This window comes from Haloferax sp. S2CR25, from assembly GCF_031624535.1.
GTDB classification, from domain to species: domain Archaea; phylum Halobacteriota; class Halobacteria; order Halobacteriales; family Haloferacaceae; genus Haloferax; species Haloferax massiliensis.
The window spans coordinates 29,924-45,879 of record NZ_JAMQOO010000012.1; the positions used below are offsets into that span (position 1 = coordinate 29,924).

The window sequence follows — 15,956 nt, forward strand, 5'->3', positions numbered from 1 at the left end:
ACAAGCACGTATGGACGACCCCCACGACGCCGAACACGAGACGCTCAGCGACGTCGAAGCCGACCTGGCCGACGATTTCGGCGACGAGGGCGACAGCCCGCTCCGACAGTTCGTCCGAAGCCTCCGCGACCTCGACGACGCCGACGTGCGCGCGGTCGGTCAGTACGACGGCGAGGCGTTCGAACTCCTCTACCTCCGCGACGACATCGACGACGCCCTCGACGCCGACGCCCGAACAGAGCGCGTGAAGGCGCTCGTGATGAAGGCGCTCAGCGAACCCGTCAACGAACCCGGACTCGACGACTACGGCCAGTTGAACGCAGTCGTCAGGTGGTTCGACGAAGTCGTCGTCGCCATCTACCCCAACGACGAGTGGTCGGGAGCCATCGCGACGTTCGACCGGGCGAACTCGCCGCTTGTCGACCCCGCGGTGAAACACCTCTCGTGAGGCCGGCCGAGAGACGACGGCCGCGACGCCCGCTCAGATTCGAACCGGCGTCCACGACCGCGGGCCGTCGTCGAGTCCGCGAACCCGGAACTCCGGGTCGCCGTCGGTGTCGCGCGTCTCGACGAAGCCGTCGAACGGCTGTTTGAGGAGCGCGAGTTCGCGCTCGTCGACGAAGCCGGTGTCGAGCGTGAAGACGCCGGTAAACCCCGCCGCGGAGATGCGGCCCGTGATGACGTGCAGGAACTGGAACAGCCGCTTGAGGTCGGTGTACATCACGAGCGTCGAGAGGACGTGCAGGCCGACGCGGGCCGACCGGTTCGCCTCGTGGTGCTCCCGGAGCGACTGAGTCAGGTGGATGCCGATGCCGGTCAGGTCGCCGGGGCTGGAGACGTACCGGAGGTTGCCCGCGTCGGAGCGGTCGCCGAGGAGGTCGGCGACGCTCGTCGTGTCGATGACCTCGAACTGCTCCGGGGGCGACCCACTGATGTACGATAGCTCCTGTGCGATGCTCGGGGCGGGCTTCTTCGTCGTCACGACGACCGTCCCCGCGTCGTCGCGCTCGCCGGGCGCGAGCATCGAGAGCATGAGCCGACGCTTCCGCGTCATCGTCGGGCCGGCGATGAGCACGGACCCGGTGTCCGGAAGCGACACCTCGGGCGACCGCGTCGCCGGCGAAGCGTTCTCGGGACGGAAGACCATCTACCGAATCTACCGGAGTCGTGCAGATAATACTAGTGGGGCGAACGACCGCGCCGCCCGAACCGTGCGAGACAGTCTCAATGTCACGATATCGGCCGTTGTGACAACCCTTAACCCGAATGGGTCTGACGCTACGCGCATGAAGGTACTCGTCACGGACCCGATCGCCGACGCGGGTCTGGATCGGCTACGCGAGGCCGGTTACGAGGTAGAGACCGCGTACGACGTCGAAGGTGACGCCCTGCTCGAAGCCGTCTCCGACGCGAACGGGCTCATCGTCCGCTCCGGAACGCAGGTGACCGCCGAGGTATTCGAGGCGGCTCCCGACCTCGTCATCGTCGGACGCGCCGGCATCGGCGTCGACAACATCGACATCGACGCCGCGACCCAACACGGCGTCATCGTCGCCAACGCGCCCGAGGGGAACGTCCGCGCCGCCGCCGAGCACACCGTCGCGATGGGCTTCGCCGCCGCGCGCTCGATTCCGCAGGCCCACGCCCGCCTCAAGGACGGCGAGTGGGCCAAGTCCGACTACCTCGGCAACGAGGTCAACGGCAAGACCCTCGGCGTCGTCGGCCTCGGCCGCGTCGGCCAGGAGGTCGCGAAGAAGTTCTCGTCGCTCGGGATGGACATCGTCGCCTACGACCCCTACATCGGCGAGGAGCGCGCCGACCAGCTCGGTGCCGAACTCGTCGAGTTCGACGCCTGTCTCGCCCGCGCCGACTTCCTCACCGTCCACACGCCGCTGACCCCCGAGACGGAGGGGCTCATCTCCACCGACGAACTCGAAACGATGGGGAGCGGCTACCTCATCAACTGCGCCCGCGGCGGCGTCGTCGACGAGGCCGCCCTCGCCGAGGCCGTCGACGCCGGCGTCATCGACGGGGCCGCGGTCGACGTGTTCGCCGACGAACCCGTCTCGCCCGACAACCCGCTTCTCTCCGTCGACGACGTGGTCGTCACGCCGCACCTCGGCGCGTCCACCTCGGCCGCACAGGAGAACGTCGCCGTCTCGACGGCCGACCAAATCGTCGCCGCGTTCCGCGACGAACCCGTCATCAACGCGCTCAACGCGCCGTCGGTCGACGAGAGCGCCTTCCCGCGCATCCAGCCGTACATCGGTCTCGCCGAGACCGCCGGGAAAATCGCCGCTCAACTGCTCGACGGTCGCCTCGGCGAAGTCGAGGTCACCTACACCGGCGACATCGCCGCCGAGGACATCGAACTCGTCACGGCCTCCGCGCTGAAGGGCGTCTTCGCGCCGCTCGAATGGCAGGTCAACGCCGTCAACGCCCCGCAGGTCGCCAAGGAGCGCGGCATCGAGGTCGTCGAGTCGAAGTCCCGCCAGTCGGACGACTTCCAGAGCCTCGTGACCGTCACCGTCCGCAACGGCGACGAGGAGATGACCGTCTCCGGGACGCTTTTCACCGGCGAGGACCCGCGCATCGTCCGCATCAACGGCTACCGGCTGGACGCCATCCCGTACGGCCAGATGCTCGTCGCCCGCAACTACGACAAGCCGGGCGTCATCGGCTTCATCGGGACCGTCCTCGGCGAGAACGACGTGAACATCGCCGGGATGTTCAACGCCCGCCGCGCGAAGGCCGGCGGCGAGGCGCTGACCGTCTACAACCTCGACGACGACGTGCCGGACGACGTTCGGGAGAAACTCCTCGCCGACGACCGCATCATCGACGTGGACCTCATCACGCTCTGAAGCGGGCGGCCCGCGCCTCTTTCTGAGAAACGACTACGACCGAAACGACGCTACCGCCGGCCGAGCGCCGACGCGACTCTCTCGACCACGCGCCCGACGGCGGCTTGCACCGCGGCGGCCGCGTCCGACTCGTCGCCCGAGCGACGAGACAGGTCGTTCGACCGGCCCGAGCGGTCGGGCGTCCGCTGACGGCCGCGGCCGCGGCCGCGACTCTCGGCCAGCAACTGTTCGTAGTGGTCGATTATCTCCTGTTGGTCCGCATCGGCGTTCTCAAGACGCTCGCTGAGTCGAGCGTTCGCGCGGCGAAGCGCCTCGTTCTCGCGCTGGAGCGACTCTCGGCTCCGTGCGTCGGTGGCCGACGACGGGCGGCGGCCGCGCGACTGCTGACGACCGCGCGACTGCGAGGCCGTGGACGCCTGTGCTGACGCGGTGGTTGCGCGTGAGGGGGAGGATGCTGACGCGGTGGTTGCGCGTGAGGACGAGGGCGCTGACGAGGCCGTGGATGCGCGGGTGGACGCGGCCGAAGACGCGGGGGCTGAGGCGGCCGAAGACGCGGTTTCGGACGGCCCGTTCTCGATTCCGTCCGGCGGGTACGTTCTCGAACCGGCCCCGTCCCGACTGACGGTCCCGGTCGGCATGCTGCTGAGCGACATCGTGTGGCACAACGTACCACAGAATGAAAAGGATGCGTCAGACGCGCACCCGACGCGCGTCATCGTGCCCGGGGTGACCGCTCCGTCGGTCGCCGAGGGCGGACGGCGCGCCTACTCGGCGAGGTGTTCGAGCACCGCTTCGGTGTCGTTCGGGACGGGTTCGGGGTCGTCGCCCGCCTCGAACGCCGCGTCGGGGTCCTTCAGCAGGTGGCCCGTCGTGAGACAGACGACCTGTTCGTCCGCGTCGACGACGCCCTCGGCGCGGAGCTTTCGGAGGCCGGCGACGGAGGCGGCGGAGGCGGGTTCGACGCCGACGCCCTCGGCCGCGAGGTCGCGCTGTGCCTCGGTGATTTCCTCGTCGGAGACGGCGACGGCCGTGCCGTCCGTCTCGCGGATGCCGGGGAGCGCCTTCGGCGCGTTGACCGGGTTGCCGATGCGGATGGCGGTCGCGCGCGTCTCGACGTCCTCCCAGCGGCGGGTCTCGTCCCAGCCGTTCTCGACGGCCTCGACCATCGGGGCCGCGCCCTCGGCCTGTACGCCGGTCAGCTTCGGCACGTCCTCGACGTCGAGCGCGCCCGACTGAACGAGTTCGCGGAACGCCTTGTAGAGCGCCGAGGTGTTGCCCGCGTTACCGACGGGGAGGACGATGCGGTCCGGATAGCCGCCGTAGTCCTCGTGGAACTCTTCGAGGATTTCGAGGCCGATGGTCTTCTGGCCCTCAAGCCGGAAGGGGTTCAGCGAGTTGAGGAGGTACGCCTCGCCGCGGGCGGCGAGGTCCTGGACGATGTCGAGACAGGAGTCGAAGTTGCCGTCGACTTCGAGGATTCGGGCGTCGTGAAGCGACGCCTGCGCGATTTTCCCGGCGGCGACCTTGCCGGCGGGGAGGAGCACGAGCGTCTCCATCCCGCCGCGCGCGCCGTAGGCGGCGAGCGCGGCCGAGGTGTTCCCGGTCGAGGCACAGGCGAGGCGGCCGACGCCGAGTTCCTTCGCCACGCGGACGCCGACGGTCATGCCGCGGTCCTTGAACGAGCCGGTGGGGTTCATCCCCTCGTGTTTGACGCGGAGCGTCTCGACGCCCACGTCGGCTTCGAGGCGCGGGACCTCGTGGAGGGGCGTCGCGCCCTCGGGGAGCGAAACGCCCTCCTCGAAGGGGAGCGCGGCGTTGTAGCGCCAGACGCCGCGGCCCTCGAAGTCGTCCCACGTCGGCGGGGAGGCGTAGCGGACTTCGAGGAGGCCGTCGCAGTCGTCGCAGGTGTACCGAACGTCCTCGAACGGCGCGAACTGCGCGCCGCACGCGATACATTCGAGCCAGGTGCCGTCGTCGGCGACGGATGGCTCCTCGGGGGCGGGTGCCGTGAGTTCGAGGCTCATTGCTCGGGCGGTGGCACCAGAGGGACAAAAGCGGGCGGGTTTGGGCGGCACCTGCCGGGCGACGGACTCGCCGGGAGCGCGGTCGACCGGGGAGAGCTACGACTCGCCGAAGGCGTCGATGCGGGCGTGTACGTCCTCTGCCCACTCGTCGAGCGCGGCGTGCATCATCTCTTTGGCCTCGGGGAGCGGCGTCGCCGTGTACTGGTAGACGTAACCGCCGGGGTCGAGCAGGCGGCGCTTGCGCTCGGTGAGGCCCTTGTCGAGGAGCGTCGTCAGCGAGCGGTTGACGTTGCTCCGGTCGCGGTCGAGCACCTCCGCGAGTTCGGCGACGGTGCTCCCGGGGTTGTCGAGTAGTGCGAGATACGTCCGGCTCTCGTGGCTCTGGATGCCGAAGACGCACGCGAGGACCTGTCCGAAGTTCGGGTCCTCGGTCTCCATCAGTTCGCCCATGTCCGGTGCGTCGGCCATGCACACCTGTTCGCCGTGCGCCGGATTAAACCCTCACCTACAGGCGAGCGAGCGGTCGGGGCCGGACGGGACGCCGCGGCTACTCCGCCTTCGCGTAGCCCATCTTCAGCACGCACGCCCGCATCCCGTCTTCGTCTTCGTGTTTGTGGAGCGTCGTCGGCGTGTCGCAGTAAAAGACCGTGCCGTCGTGGCGGAGCGTCACCTCGTGGACGCCGCCGAGCAGCTCCGCTCGGACGACGACCCGGCGGCCCTCGCGGAGCGCGTCGAGGATTTCGTCTGCGGTCAGTTCGCCGGACTCGACTCGGAGCGGCTCGGGCATACCGGAGGGTCGCGGGCGAGCGCTATCAGTATTGTCGATGGCGGCGAGTGCCGACAGGAACGCGTGCCGACAGCGGGCGGCGAGTCGAGCCGAAACCGGACCCGACTCAGTTCGTCGTCCAGTTGGACCGGTGTTCCTCGTCCGTCGTCGGCACCTCCACGCCCTCGACGGCCTCCGCGACTTCGGTCTCCTTCGGCGTGTCGATGTGCCAGCGGTCGATTTCGTCCTCGAAGCCCCGCAGCGTCTCCGACACCTTCGACTTCAGCTCGTCGTCGTTGACGTTCACCTCGAAGACGAACCGCTCGTCGCCGGAGCCGCGGCCGACCCGCTGGATGTTCGCGCTCACGAGTTCGTTGTCGAAGTAGTACGGGGCCAACTGGGTCATCACGTTGCGGTAGACCGTGTCCTCGACCTTCCGCAGCGCCTTCCGCCCGGCGGAGTCGGCCGCGCGAGCGACGTAGTTGATGGAGTCCTGCCACGACTCGACGGCCCCCTCGTTGTCGCCCTCTTCGACCCGCTCGTAGGACCGAGAGAGCTTCTCTCCCGCCGTTTTGAGGTCGTCGTTGGGCGTCTTGCCCGCCTTCTCGCCCTCGCCCTCGCCGACGCTGGCCTGCTGGGCAGTCTTCTCGTTTACGTCCTCGCCGAGTCGCTCGTGGGACTTGGGTCGCCACTCGTCCCAGTCGTCGAAGGCGTCGCCGTCGACGTCGGCGTCGCGGAGCGCGCGGGTGATTCGCTCCCCGTGTTCGACGACCTCGTCCCAGGTGCCACGGCGTTTGAACCCGGAGATGCTCTCTTCCATTGTCGTTGACGGGACTACGTGCCAGACGGTATAAACTCTACGAGGAGACAGGTTCGCACACGGGTGAGAACGTCTAGCGGTCGCCGTAGACGAACCGCTCTGCGGCCGCGTCGAGGCGGGCCGACACCCGACCGAGCCACGCCGTCGGCGACGCGGCCCGGAGCGCCGACTCGTCGAGTTCGATTCGGTCGTCGCCGAACGGGTCGCGGTCCCCGCTCGCGGCGGCGTCCACGACGGTGGTCATCGAACACCGGCCGCACGCCTCTCGGGTCGAGTCTCCCATGCGCCGGGGTTCGGAACCTTCACGAATAAACCTTGGTTTCCGGGCGGGTCGCGACGGGCTTATACGGTCGAACGTGTTGCTCCGTCTCATGGGATATCGCGTCGTGGACGCAACCGCCGTCGAGCCCGCCGACGACCGCCCGTGCGAACTCCGCCGCATCGGCGGCGAGGGCGGCTTAGAGACCGTCGCGCTCAACCGCTTCCGGGCCGCCCCCGGCGAGCAGGTGCCGCTTTCGTACCACTACCACACCGAACAGGAGGAGGCCTTCTACGTCCTCTCGGGCACGCTGTTCGTCGAGACGCCGGACGAGACGTTCGAAGTCGGCGCCGACGGCCTGTTCGTCGCCGACCCGGAGAGCCCGCACCGGGCGTACAACCCCGAGGACGCCGACGAGCCGGTCGAACTGCTCGCGCTCGGCTCGCCGGCCGTGTCGGGCGACGCCGTTCCCTACGACCCCGACGAGGAATGAGGAGCGTCGAACCCGAGGACGCCGAGGGAGCCGGAACGCAGGACGAGCCGAGCGGGGCGGACGCGTCGGTTTCGGGGCCGGCCCTCGACCGCCCCGAGTGGGACGACGAGTACCTCGACCGAGTCGCCGAGCGACTCATGTACAACTACGACTTGGAGCGGGAGTACGCCGTCCGCGGCGAGCGGTTCGACCTGTTCGGCTCGATGCGGATGGAGAGCCAAAAGCAGTTCCTCCACCGGTCTATCAACTACGCCAACCACCACGCGATGGAGTACATGTTCGCGCGGCGGGTCGAGTCGGCGACGGTCGCCGAACTCGAACGGCTCGTCGAACTGGGTCACGCGCTCGCCGACGAGTGGATAGAACCCGACGAGGAGCACTACGGGACGGACTTCACGTTCGTGCTCGTCGCCGACGCGGTGCCGGAGGAAGTCCGGACGTTCGTGTCCGAGTTCGCCGACCGGACGCTCCTGAAGTTCGGCTACTACGGCCACTACGAGGTGAACGTCGCCGTCGTCGCGCCGGCAGACGAGGACGCCGTCGCCAGCCGCAACGCCGACTCGGTCGCCGCGTTCACGCTCTGGACCGACGGCTCGCCGGCGGTCTCAGACGGGCTGTTAGGCCGGGTCCTCGGGAAGTTGCGTCGGTAAGAAAAAACGGAGTCGAAGGGTCGGCGGTCAGAGGCCGAGCGGCGAACGACCGCGCGTCAGTCGTCGCCCGGTTGCGGGCGACCGCCGCTACCGCCACCGCCGCCCGAACTCCGGGCGTCTTTGATGTTGTCGTAGCCGATTTTCGCCAGCGACAGCGCCAGATAGACGAGCACCAGCGCGAGGACGATTTGGACGACCGCCGACACCATCGCGAAGGTGCCCGCCGAGGCCATCCACTCGGGGTTCAGGAACTTCGCGTAGAGGTTGTCGTGGAACGCGAGCCACAGCAGGCCGAGCGACGTGATGGTCGTCATGAGCGCCATCGGCAGGCCCGTGCTGAGAAGCTGTTTGGAGTCGTCCCAGTTGGCCAGCCAGACGGTCGCGGTCAGGAGCGCCAGCGCGGCGAGAAGCTGGTTCGCGCCGCCGAACAACTGCCAGAGCGTCAGCCACGAGCCGCTGGTGATGAGGATGTACGCCGGCAGCGACTGCACGAACGCGTTGCCGTAGCGGTTGGTCGCGAACTCCTCGACCGGCGTCTCGGGCGTCCCGACGATTTCCTCCATCATGTAGCGACCGAGGCGAACCGCCGTGTCGGTCGACGTGAGGAGGAAACTGACCAGCACGAGGGCCATGAACGGCCCGCCGAAGGAGGTCGGGATGCCGAAGCTCGACAGGATGACGCCGCCGCCCGCGGCGAACGTCGGGAGCGCGAGGCCGATACCGCCGCCCACGTCGGGCGCGATGATGGCGACCGTCGCCAGCGCGACGGTTGCGAGGAGGCCCTCGCCGAGCATGCCGCCGTAGCCGATGACGCGCGCGTCGGACTCCTTGTTCAGTTGCTTCGAGGTCGTGCCCGACGAGACGAGCGAGTGGAACCCGCTGATGGTCCCGCAGGCGATGGTGATGAACAGAAGCGGGAACAGCGGCGCGCCGGAGCGGCCGATGAACCCGTAGTACGGTTCGAGGTTCGTCACGAGCGGCTGGGTCGGAGTCGTGAAGAACGTGCCCGCGACGATGGCGACGAGCGCGCCGCCGACGCCCGCGTACAGCAGGAACGACGAGAGGTAGTCGCGCGGTTGCAAAAGCACCCAGACCGGGAGGGCGCTCGCAATCGCCCCGTAGACGAGGATGAGCGGCACCCACGCCGCGGTGTTCCCGTTGAACGAACTCGCGCCGGGGAGCCACGACCCGGAGCCGGAGAACAGGACGAACGTCTCGGCGGGCGCGCGGGCCGCGGGTTCGAACAGCGCAACCGGGTACTGAATCCCCGCGTAGACGCCGACGAACATCGCCACGACGAACACGAACGTCCCGAGCAGGAACGGGAGGTTCAGCTGGTAGAGGTAGATGCCGAACAGCACCGCGAGGACGATGTACACCAGACTCGCCGTGGCCGCCTCCGGATAGGCGTTGAACACGATGGCCACCACGAGGGCGAACACCGCGACGACGAGGACGATGGTGAGAAACGCGAACCACAACAGCATGTTCTTGCCGCGCTCGCCGACGTACTCGCCGATGATGTAGCCGATGGACTTCCCGTCGTGTCGCAGGCTGCTCGACAGCGACACGAAGTCGTGGACGCTCCCGAGAAGCGGGTTGCCGATGGCGATCCACGCGAGCGCGGGAACCCAGCCCCACACAACGCCCGCCGTAATCGGTCCGACAATCGGCGCGCCGCCCGCGATGCTCGAATAGTGATGCCCCAGTAACACCGGCTTTTTCGCCGGAACGTATTCTTGACCGTCTTCGTACTTGTGCGCTGGCGTCTCACGACTGTCGTCGAGTTCGACGAACTGCGCGAGATATCGGGAGTAACCGAGATACCCGACGGTAAACAACGCGAGTACCGTGACGACCAACCAAATGACTTGTACCATGGTACGCTGCCCCACTCGGTGACACGAAAATGCCCACCTTAACATTAACGATAGATAGGAATGTATCGTGTTCGAACGACAGGTTCAATCGGCGAGGGACGCCGAAAATTATCACCGCGGGGTCGGTTTACCCACCTACTGAACGTCGGGCGAGGTGTCGATGTCGAGTTCGGCCGCCACCTCGCCCAAGAAGTCACCCTTGACCTCGGCGACCCGCGTCTCGACGGCGGCGACGAGCGGCGGCGAAAAATTCTCGCGGAGTTCGGCGAGTCGCTCCCGTTCTGTCTTGACTCTGTCGCGCAAGAACGTCGCGCCCCGTCCCGACTCGTCGGGGTCGGGTTCGGGCGTGAGGCGGTTGACCGCGAGGCCGCGCACGTCGAGGCCGTAGGAGTCGAGTTGGTCGATGGCGCGCTCGGTCTCGCGCAGCGACAGTTCGTCGGGGTTCACGACGAGGAAGAACGCGGCGTCGTCCTGCAGCGTCTCCTTGGCGAACGAGAAGTCGTCGCGGCGCTGTTCGAGGCGGGCGATGATGGGGTCGCCGTCCATCATCCGCCGCGGTTCGTTGTTGCCGATGGCGGCGCGTTCGAACAGTTTGACCGACTCCTTGCGCTTGTGGAGGAGCCGCTGAATCCAGCCGTCGAGGTACTCCGGCAGCGAGAGCAGTCGGAGCGTCCCGCCGGTCGGCGAGGTGTCGAAGACGACGCGGTCGTACTCGTCGGCGGAGCGCATCACGTCGATGAAGCGGTCGAACAGCGCAGACTCGTACGCGCCGGGCGTCTGGTGGGCCATCTCTATCTGCCGGTCAATCTCGTTGACCATCGCCGGGCTGACCTGGTCGCCCATCGCCCGCTTCGTCTCCATGAGGTGTTCGCGCACCTCGGTCTCGGGGTCGATCTCCATCGCGTCGAGGTTCGGTTCGTCGGCGACGGCCGCCGGCTCGTCGGTAAAGGACTGGTCGAACACGTCGCTCGTGCTGTGGGCCGGGTCGGTCGACACGAGGAGCGTCCGGACGTCGTCGCGGGCGCACTTGACCGCGTAGGCGCTGGACATCGTGGTCTTGCCCACGCCGCCTTTGCCGCCGAAGAAGACGAATTTGCGCATGTTAGAAGTGATACTGGTGACCCTTGCGTTCGAGGAGCGAGCCGCGGTCCCACATCCGCCGCTCCCACGCCTCGAACTCGTCTTCGAGATAGGGGAGCAGTTCGGCGGTGTAGTACGAGATGGGCGAGGGGATGCCGAAGGCGTCGGGGAAGCACGCGAGCATGAACGCGTCCTCGTCGTCCTCGGCCTGTTTTTCGATCTTCTCGTAGGCGGGGTGCGAAATCATCCCGTGGTAGAGGCCGCGGAGCCACTCCTCGACGAGTTCGCGGAAGGATTCGATGCGCGCGGCGAGCGTCATCAGTTTACACACTCACCGGTTCCCGGGCAAAAGGGTATCGTTCACGAACGTCCGCGCTGGTTACCTGCGATTTCATATGTGCGGCCCCGGTAGGCCCGCTCATGAACGCGGGGGAGACGATTCCGGTGACGGTGCTCGGCGGGAGTCTCGGGGCGGGCAAGACGACGCTTCTCAACCACCTGTTGACGAACGCCGGCGACCGCGACATCGCCGTCCTCGTCAACGACATGGGCTCCGTGAACGTCGACGCCGAACTGGTCGCCGAGGAGTCCGACCTCGCGGTCGGCGACGGCGTGACCGAACTCTCGAACGGCTGTATCTGCTGTGAGCTTCAGGACGACCTCGAAACCGCGGTCGTCCGCCTCGCGCGCGAGCGGTCGTTCGACCACCTCGTCGTGGAGGCCTCGGGCGTCTCGGAGCCCGGCCCGGTCGCCCGGCTGTTCGTCACCTCCCGGGCGGCCGCCCGCTACGACGTGGCCGGCCTCGCCACCGTCGTCGACTCGCGGCTGTTCGCCGACACCTTCGGCGACGGCGACCCCGACCGCACCGTCGCCGAGGAGGGAGACGGCTCGGTGCGCCCGCTTTCGGACCTCCTCGTCGAGCAGGTCGAGAGCGCGGACCTCGTCGTCCTCAACAAGCGCGACCTCGTCTCCGACGCGGAACTCGCGGCGGTCCGCGACGCGGTCGAGGCGCTCCGCCCCGGCGCGACCGTCGTGGAGACGACCCACGGCGACGTGGACGTGGATTTGCTCCTCTCGGACCTCCACGACCCCGACGCGCCCGTCGGCTGGCGGGCGGCGCTGGAGGGTGACGCGGAAGGGAACGAGGGCGACCGAGACGGCCACGGCCACGGCGACCACGGCGATGCAGACCACGGCGACCACGACCACGACCACAGCCGCGACGACACCCCCCACGCCGAGGCGACCTACGGCGTCACCTCGTTCGTCTACCGTCGCCGGGCACCGCTCGACCCCGACGGCGCGGCCGAGGTTCTCGGGGACCTCCCGGATTCGGTCGTCCGCGCCAAGGGCTCGCTGTGGGTCGCCGGGGCCGAGGACGTACACTTCACCTACAGTCAGGCCGGCCCGTCGGCGTACGTCGCCGCCGCCGGCCCGTGGGTCGCCTCGCGCCCCGAGTTCGAACAGGACACCTACCGCCGCAACCACCCCGAACTCGACTGGCACGACGACCACGGCGACAGGCGGACCGAACTGGTGTTCATCGGCCGCGGGATGGACGAAGACGCGCTCTCGGCCGCGCTCGACGCCCACCTGCTCGACCCCGGCGCGTCCGCCGACGCCGGCGACTACCCGACCGACCCCGGCGAGGAGGTCGCGCTCGCGGAACCGACTCGGGAGCGCGAGTCGACCCCGACCGCCGACGCGGCCCCGGAGGGCGGCCGATGAGCGGCGAGTCGGAGCGAGCCGGCGACGACGAGGAGCGCGGAGAGGAGATAGAGTGGGGCGAGGGCGACCCGCGGGTGCTGTTCGTCATGAACCTCGTCCTCTCGACGGCGTTCGCGGCGGTCGTCGTCTACGGCCTGTCGTACATCGACCTCGCGGCCTTCTCGGCCGTTAACGTCGCGTCGGCGGCGCTCGTGCTCACGGCGGTCACGTACCTCGTGACGAACTGAAACCGCCGGATGCGTCGCCGACCCATTCTACGCGTGAACTACCCGCAGGGCACCGCTGGCGGCCGATAGCCGCATTTATGTCCTTCGGGGAACCGCCTTCTCAGTAAGATGCCCATCGAAGACCGAGACGACGCGTACCTCATCACGCACGCGCTGGCGAAGGACACGCTCTCGCGCCTCCGGGACGTGGAGACGACGCAGGTCGCCTTCCGGAAAGGCCTCGTCAAACTCGGCCGCATCTGTGGCTACGAGATAATCGACGGCGCGATGGAGACCGAGTACGTCACCATCCAGACCCCGCTGGCCGAGACGACCGGCGAGCGCGTGAAGGGACTCGACAACGTCGTCATCATCAACGTGCTCCGCGCCGCGACGCCGTTCGTGGAGGGACTGCTCAAGGCGTTCCCGCGGGCGAAACAGGGCGTCATCTCCGCCGGCCGCGACGAGGAGGCGGGGATGGACGACGACGGCGGCTTCCCCATCACCATCGACTACGTGAAGCTCCCCGAAATCACGGAGAAAGACACCGTCATCGTGGCCGACCCGATGCTCGCCACCGGCTCGACGATGTGCTCGGTCCTCGACCACATCCTCGACAACGCCGGCGTCGACCCCGAGAAGCTGTTCGTCCTCTCGGCGGTCTCCGCGCCCGACGGCCTGCTCCGCGTCGACAACGAGTTCCCCGAGGTCGACCTGCTGACGGTCGCCATCGACGACTACCTCGACGACGACGGCTACATCGTCCCCGGACTGGGCGACGCCGGCGACCGCGCGTTCCGCACGACGTAACTCGGTCACGTCCCGTCGCGCCTCGCTTCGACGCGCGGGAGTCGCGGACGGCCGCCTCGGCCGCCGACCCGGATTCGGGTAACGACTAAGTTACCGCCCGCGCACCTCCGACGCATGGACGAACCTCGCGCCACCGGAGGGAGCAGACGATGAGCGACCCGTGCGATGGCTGTGGGCGGGCGGTCGAAGACGCCCTCGCCCGCGCGGTCCAGTTGCAGGTCGACGGCTCGACCGTCGACGACCAGCGACTCTGCCCGACCTGCTTCGCCGACTGGATAACCCGATACGAAGAACAGATGTCGCCCAAGCAGTCGTCGGACGACTCCGCGGACTCCGAGATAATCGTCGACTGACGGCATCGGGCCGGTGGCCGCGTTCCCGACGCCCGCCGTCCGAACCCCTTCTCTTCGGGTCGAAAACGAGCCTCCGGCGGTCGGTCTTCGTTCGAGTCGAACGTCCCGAACCGGACCCCCGTAGACTACTGTGAGATGCGTTCTCATGGGGTTCCCCGGGGACGGGACCCGACTCGCCGAACCCCTTCGTTTCGAGTCGAAGTCCCGCGAACGCACGGGACGAATTCGAAGGCGAACGCGGAGAGGCCGGCGCGTCGAGACTCGACGAATCGAACCGACAGCCCGAGACTGAAGTCCTCTTCCGACCGGCCAGTCCAGGGATGCGACTCGTTATCGAATTACTATTCAAAATTCGGTAATTATGTGGCAGTATCGGCGGGAAAATCGCGATTAGCTGGTCATTGACATGAACAACCATAAATACGCATCGCGTCGAATAGGACTGTATGACTCGGAAGCTTGACCGCCGACAGTTTATCGCAGCGACAGGTGCCGCTGGCCTCGCCGGACTCGCCGGCTGTTCCGGCGGCGGCGGCGAAGAGACGACCACGACGACGACCGAATCCGGCGGCGAAGAGACCACTACCGCCGACGAGGAGACGACGACCGAATCCGGCGGTAACGGTGGTACGGAGAGCCGACTCTCGTGGCACGCCGGCGGGACGGGCGGCACGTACTACCCCCTCTCGAACGAGTTCAAGTCGGTCGTCGAGTCGCAGACCGACTTCACGCTTCAGGTGCAGTCCACCGGCGCGTCCGTCGAGAACGTCGGTAGTCTCGCCCGCGGCGACGCGGACTTCGCGCTGATTCAGAACGACGTCGCCTACTTCGCCCGCAACGGCGAGGGCATCGAGGCGTTCCAGGGCAGCCCCGTCGAGAACCTCCGCGGCGTCGCCACGCTCTACCCCGAGACGATTCACATCGTCACGCTCGCGGACACGGGCATCGAGACGCCCTCTGACCTCTCCGGTGCGACCATCAACACCGGCGACCTCGGTTCGGGCACGCAGGTCAACGCGACCCAGATTCTCGAAGCCCTCGGCATCTCCGACTACAGCGAGCAGAACACCGGCTTCTCGCAGGCCTCCGACCAGCTGAAGAACGGCGACATCGACGCCGCGTTCGTCGTCGGCGGCTGGCCGGTCGGTGCCATCGAGGAGCTCGCCGCGACCGAGGACGTCCGCATCGTCCCCATCGAGGGCGACAACCGCACGGCCGTCAAGGACGCCGCGCCGTTCTACGCCGACGACGAGGTCCCGTCGGGCACCTACGGGCTGGAGAACCCCGCCCCGACCGTCTCGGTTCAGGCCATGATCGCGACCAACGCCGAACAGCCCGAGGCGACCGTCGAAGCGGTCACCGACGCCATCTTCGACAACGTCGACCAGCTCACCATCAAGACGGAGTTCATCTCCAAGGAGAGCGCACAGGACGGTATGTCCATCGAGCTCCACCCCGGCGCGCAGGCCTACTTCGGCTAACGCGGGACGCTTCGATTCACTTTCGAACAGCGGTTTCCTACCCACCTTTCGATGCTTGATTCGACTCCCACACGTCTCCTCGTCGTAGTCGCGGTGCTGGCGCTCGCTGTCGGCGGAAGCGCCGCCGTCCCGGCCGGACAGGTGCTCGTCGTCGAAGACGCCGAGACCGGCGAGCGACTACAGACGATGCCGGTCGAAGAGAACACGACCGTCGCGCTCGAATACACCCACAGCGTCGAGAAGACGCGCGTCCTCGACGCCTACGCGGTTCGGAACGGCGAGCTCGTCATGACCAAAATGGAGTTCAAATCCTACGGCGCGGGACTCCCCGCTCGGGCGAACGTGACGACCGAGAACGGTTCGTTCGTCTTCGACCCCGAGGGGAGCTACGAGGATCTGTACGTCAAACCCGGTCGCATCGCCGGCCACAAACTACACGTCGGTGACCGGACCTACGACCTCGTAGCGCTCTCCGACGCGCGCTCGGTCCGCCTGTACGTCACGCACCGCTCCGTCCTCGACGCCGCCCTCCACTGACCAAC

At 67.7% G+C, this 15,956-nt stretch carries 20 protein-coding genes; 10 read left to right on the plus strand and 10 right to left on the minus strand.

Going from position 1 to position 15,956, the window contains the following annotated elements:
• The first annotated feature begins 10 nt into the window (after window positions 1-10).
• Window positions 11-448 carry a hypothetical protein gene (locus tag NDI65_RS19330; protein WP_089777070.1) on the plus strand — a complete coding sequence of 146 codons (438 nt, stop codon included), beginning with the start codon at window positions 11-13 and terminating at the stop codon, window positions 446-448.
• A 33-nt stretch (window positions 449-481) separates the two neighbouring features.
• On the opposite strand, the gene NDI65_RS19335 is transcribed toward NDI65_RS19330, so the two are convergent.
• Window positions 482-1,147 (minus strand): hypothetical protein, encoded by a 666-nt coding sequence (locus NDI65_RS19335; protein ID WP_089777071.1) that lies wholly within the window; start codon window positions 1,145-1,147, stop codon window positions 482-484.
• Between the two features lie 139 nt (window positions 1,148-1,286).
• Here NDI65_RS19335 and serA point away from each other — a divergent pair, with 139 nt between their 5' ends.
• Window positions 1,287-2,864 carry a phosphoglycerate dehydrogenase gene (gene serA, locus NDI65_RS19340; RefSeq protein WP_089777072.1) on the plus strand — a complete coding sequence of 526 codons (1,578 nt, stop codon included), beginning with the start codon at window positions 1,287-1,289 and terminating at the stop codon, window positions 2,862-2,864.
• 50 nt (window positions 2,865-2,914) lie between these two features.
• On the opposite strand, the gene NDI65_RS19345 is transcribed toward serA, so the two are convergent.
• The 6 genes from NDI65_RS19345 to NDI65_RS19370 form a co-directional block, all read right to left on the minus strand.
• The gene (locus NDI65_RS19345) at window positions 2,915-3,517 is read right to left on the minus strand and encodes a hypothetical protein (protein ID WP_310894121.1); all 603 of its coding nucleotides are present in this window, start codon (window positions 3,515-3,517) and stop codon (window positions 2,915-2,917) included.
• A gap of 111 nt (window positions 3,518-3,628) precedes the next feature.
• A complete protein-coding gene (thrC, locus tag NDI65_RS19350) occupies window positions 3,629-4,888 on the minus strand; it encodes a threonine synthase (RefSeq protein WP_089777074.1) in 1,260 nt (419 codons plus the stop codon).
• Between the two features lie 96 nt (window positions 4,889-4,984).
• Window positions 4,985-5,356: a helix-turn-helix domain-containing protein gene (locus NDI65_RS19355; RefSeq protein ID WP_004044838.1), complete on the minus strand. Its 372-nt coding sequence runs from the start codon at window positions 5,354-5,356 to the stop codon at window positions 4,985-4,987.
• Between the two features lie 79 nt (window positions 5,357-5,435).
• The gene (locus NDI65_RS19360) at window positions 5,436-5,675 is read right to left on the minus strand and encodes a hypothetical protein (protein ID WP_089777075.1); all 240 of its coding nucleotides are present in this window, start codon (window positions 5,673-5,675) and stop codon (window positions 5,436-5,438) included.
• 106 nt (window positions 5,676-5,781) lie between these two features.
• Complete coding sequence (locus tag NDI65_RS19365; RefSeq protein WP_089777076.1) at window positions 5,782-6,474, minus strand: DUF5828 family protein; 693 nt, start codon at window positions 6,472-6,474, stop codon at window positions 5,782-5,784.
• 73 nt (window positions 6,475-6,547) lie between these two features.
• Complete coding sequence (locus tag NDI65_RS19370) at window positions 6,548-6,757, minus strand: hypothetical protein (protein ID WP_089777077.1); 210 nt, start codon at window positions 6,755-6,757, stop codon at window positions 6,548-6,550.
• Window positions 6,758-6,845: 88 nt separating this feature from the next.
• Between NDI65_RS19370 and NDI65_RS19375 the strand changes: the two genes are divergently transcribed.
• Window positions 6,846-7,226 carry a cupin domain-containing protein gene (locus NDI65_RS19375; protein WP_089777078.1) on the plus strand — a complete coding sequence of 127 codons (381 nt, stop codon included), beginning with the start codon at window positions 6,846-6,848 and terminating at the stop codon, window positions 7,224-7,226.
• Complete coding sequence (locus NDI65_RS19380; RefSeq protein ID WP_089777079.1) at window positions 7,223-7,876, plus strand: hypothetical protein; 654 nt, start codon at window positions 7,223-7,225, stop codon at window positions 7,874-7,876. The genes NDI65_RS19375 and NDI65_RS19380 overlap by 4 nt, the downstream gene beginning before the upstream one ends.
• A 56-nt stretch (window positions 7,877-7,932) precedes the next feature.
• On the opposite strand, the gene NDI65_RS19385 is transcribed toward NDI65_RS19380, so the two are convergent.
• The 3 genes from NDI65_RS19385 to NDI65_RS19395 all read right to left on the minus strand — a co-directional run bounded on the left by NDI65_RS19385 (window position 7,933) and on the right by NDI65_RS19395 (window position 11,155).
• Entirely contained in the window at window positions 7,933-9,756 is a 1,824-nt protein-coding gene (locus tag NDI65_RS19385) for a carbon starvation protein A (protein ID WP_089777080.1), read from the minus strand.
• Window positions 9,757-9,891: 135 nt separating this feature from the next.
• On the minus strand, window positions 9,892-10,857 hold the full coding sequence (locus NDI65_RS19390; protein WP_310894122.1) for a TRC40/GET3/ArsA family transport-energizing ATPase: 966 nt from the start codon (window positions 10,855-10,857) through the stop codon (window positions 9,892-9,894).
• Between the two features lies 1 nt (window position 10,858).
• Window positions 10,859-11,155 (minus strand): hypothetical protein, encoded by a 297-nt coding sequence (locus tag NDI65_RS19395; RefSeq protein WP_004968702.1) that lies wholly within the window; start codon window positions 11,153-11,155, stop codon window positions 10,859-10,861.
• A 101-nt stretch (window positions 11,156-11,256) separates the two neighbouring features.
• Between NDI65_RS19395 and NDI65_RS19400 the strand changes: the two genes are divergently transcribed.
• The 6 genes from NDI65_RS19400 to NDI65_RS19425 all read left to right on the plus strand — a co-directional run bounded on the left by NDI65_RS19400 (window position 11,257) and on the right by NDI65_RS19425 (window position 15,951).
• Window positions 11,257-12,564 carry a GTP-binding protein gene (locus tag NDI65_RS19400; RefSeq protein ID WP_089777082.1) on the plus strand — a complete coding sequence of 436 codons (1,308 nt, stop codon included), beginning with the start codon at window positions 11,257-11,259 and terminating at the stop codon, window positions 12,562-12,564.
• Window positions 12,561-12,791, plus strand: coding sequence for a hypothetical protein (locus NDI65_RS19405; RefSeq protein WP_089777083.1), 231 nt, complete (start codon window positions 12,561-12,563; stop codon window positions 12,789-12,791). The genes NDI65_RS19400 and NDI65_RS19405 overlap by 4 nt, the downstream gene beginning before the upstream one ends.
• A gap of 108 nt (window positions 12,792-12,899) precedes the next feature.
• Window positions 12,900-13,580: a uracil phosphoribosyltransferase gene (gene upp, locus NDI65_RS19410; protein ID WP_089777084.1), complete on the plus strand. Its 681-nt coding sequence runs from the start codon at window positions 12,900-12,902 to the stop codon at window positions 13,578-13,580.
• Between the two features lie 149 nt (window positions 13,581-13,729).
• Window positions 13,730-13,933 (plus strand): hypothetical protein, encoded by a 204-nt coding sequence (locus NDI65_RS19415; RefSeq protein ID WP_089777085.1) that lies wholly within the window; start codon window positions 13,730-13,732, stop codon window positions 13,931-13,933.
• Between the two features lie 446 nt (window positions 13,934-14,379).
• On the plus strand, window positions 14,380-15,414 hold the full coding sequence (locus NDI65_RS19420) for a TAXI family TRAP transporter solute-binding subunit (protein ID WP_089777086.1): 1,035 nt from the start codon (window positions 14,380-14,382) through the stop codon (window positions 15,412-15,414).
• A gap of 51 nt (window positions 15,415-15,465) precedes the next feature.
• Window positions 15,466-15,951 (plus strand): DUF1850 domain-containing protein, encoded by a 486-nt coding sequence (locus NDI65_RS19425; RefSeq protein ID WP_089777087.1) that lies wholly within the window; start codon window positions 15,466-15,468, stop codon window positions 15,949-15,951.
• Window positions 15,952-15,956 lie beyond the last annotated feature (5 nt).

Excerpts from the sequence above, each read along its gene's own strand:
- NDI65_RS19330 (WP_089777070.1), top strand. The coding sequence starts at position 11 with ATGGACGACCCCCACGACGCCGAACACGAGACGCTCAGCGACGTCGAA.
- NDI65_RS19335 (WP_089777071.1), bottom strand. The coding sequence starts at position 1,147 with ATGGTCTTCCGTCCCGAGAACGCTTCGCCGGCGACGCGGTCGCCCGAG.
- serA (WP_089777072.1), top strand. The coding sequence starts at position 1,287 with ATGAAGGTACTCGTCACGGACCCGATCGCCGACGCGGGTCTGGATCGG.
- NDI65_RS19345 (WP_310894121.1), bottom strand. The coding sequence starts at position 3,517 with ATGTCGCTCAGCAGCATGCCGACCGGGACCGTCAGTCGGGACGGGGCC.
- thrC (WP_089777074.1), bottom strand. The coding sequence starts at position 4,888 with ATGAGCCTCGAACTCACGGCACCCGCCCCCGAGGAGCCATCCGTCGCC.
- NDI65_RS19355 (WP_004044838.1), bottom strand. The coding sequence starts at position 5,356 with ATGGCCGACGCACCGGACATGGGCGAACTGATGGAGACCGAGGACCCG.
- NDI65_RS19360 (WP_089777075.1), bottom strand. The coding sequence starts at position 5,675 with ATGCCCGAGCCGCTCCGAGTCGAGTCCGGCGAACTGACCGCAGACGAA.
- NDI65_RS19365 (WP_089777076.1), bottom strand. The coding sequence starts at position 6,474 with ATGGAAGAGAGCATCTCCGGGTTCAAACGCCGTGGCACCTGGGACGAG.
- NDI65_RS19370 (WP_089777077.1), bottom strand. The coding sequence starts at position 6,757 with ATGGGAGACTCGACCCGAGAGGCGTGCGGCCGGTGTTCGATGACCACC.
- NDI65_RS19375 (WP_089777078.1), top strand. The coding sequence starts at position 6,846 with ATGGGATATCGCGTCGTGGACGCAACCGCCGTCGAGCCCGCCGACGAC.
- NDI65_RS19380 (WP_089777079.1), top strand. The coding sequence starts at position 7,223 with ATGAGGAGCGTCGAACCCGAGGACGCCGAGGGAGCCGGAACGCAGGAC.
- NDI65_RS19385 (WP_089777080.1), bottom strand. The coding sequence starts at position 9,756 with ATGGTACAAGTCATTTGGTTGGTCGTCACGGTACTCGCGTTGTTTACC.
- NDI65_RS19390 (WP_310894122.1), bottom strand. The coding sequence starts at position 10,857 with ATGCGCAAATTCGTCTTCTTCGGCGGCAAAGGCGGCGTGGGCAAGACC.
- NDI65_RS19395 (WP_004968702.1), bottom strand. The coding sequence starts at position 11,155 with ATGACGCTCGCCGCGCGCATCGAATCCTTCCGCGAACTCGTCGAGGAG.
- NDI65_RS19400 (WP_089777082.1), top strand. The coding sequence starts at position 11,257 with ATGAACGCGGGGGAGACGATTCCGGTGACGGTGCTCGGCGGGAGTCTC.
- NDI65_RS19405 (WP_089777083.1), top strand. The coding sequence starts at position 12,561 with ATGAGCGGCGAGTCGGAGCGAGCCGGCGACGACGAGGAGCGCGGAGAG.
- upp (WP_089777084.1), top strand. The coding sequence starts at position 12,900 with ATGCCCATCGAAGACCGAGACGACGCGTACCTCATCACGCACGCGCTG.
- NDI65_RS19415 (WP_089777085.1), top strand. The coding sequence starts at position 13,730 with ATGAGCGACCCGTGCGATGGCTGTGGGCGGGCGGTCGAAGACGCCCTC.
- NDI65_RS19420 (WP_089777086.1), top strand. The coding sequence starts at position 14,380 with ATGACTCGGAAGCTTGACCGCCGACAGTTTATCGCAGCGACAGGTGCC.
- NDI65_RS19425 (WP_089777087.1), top strand. The coding sequence starts at position 15,466 with ATGCTTGATTCGACTCCCACACGTCTCCTCGTCGTAGTCGCGGTGCTG.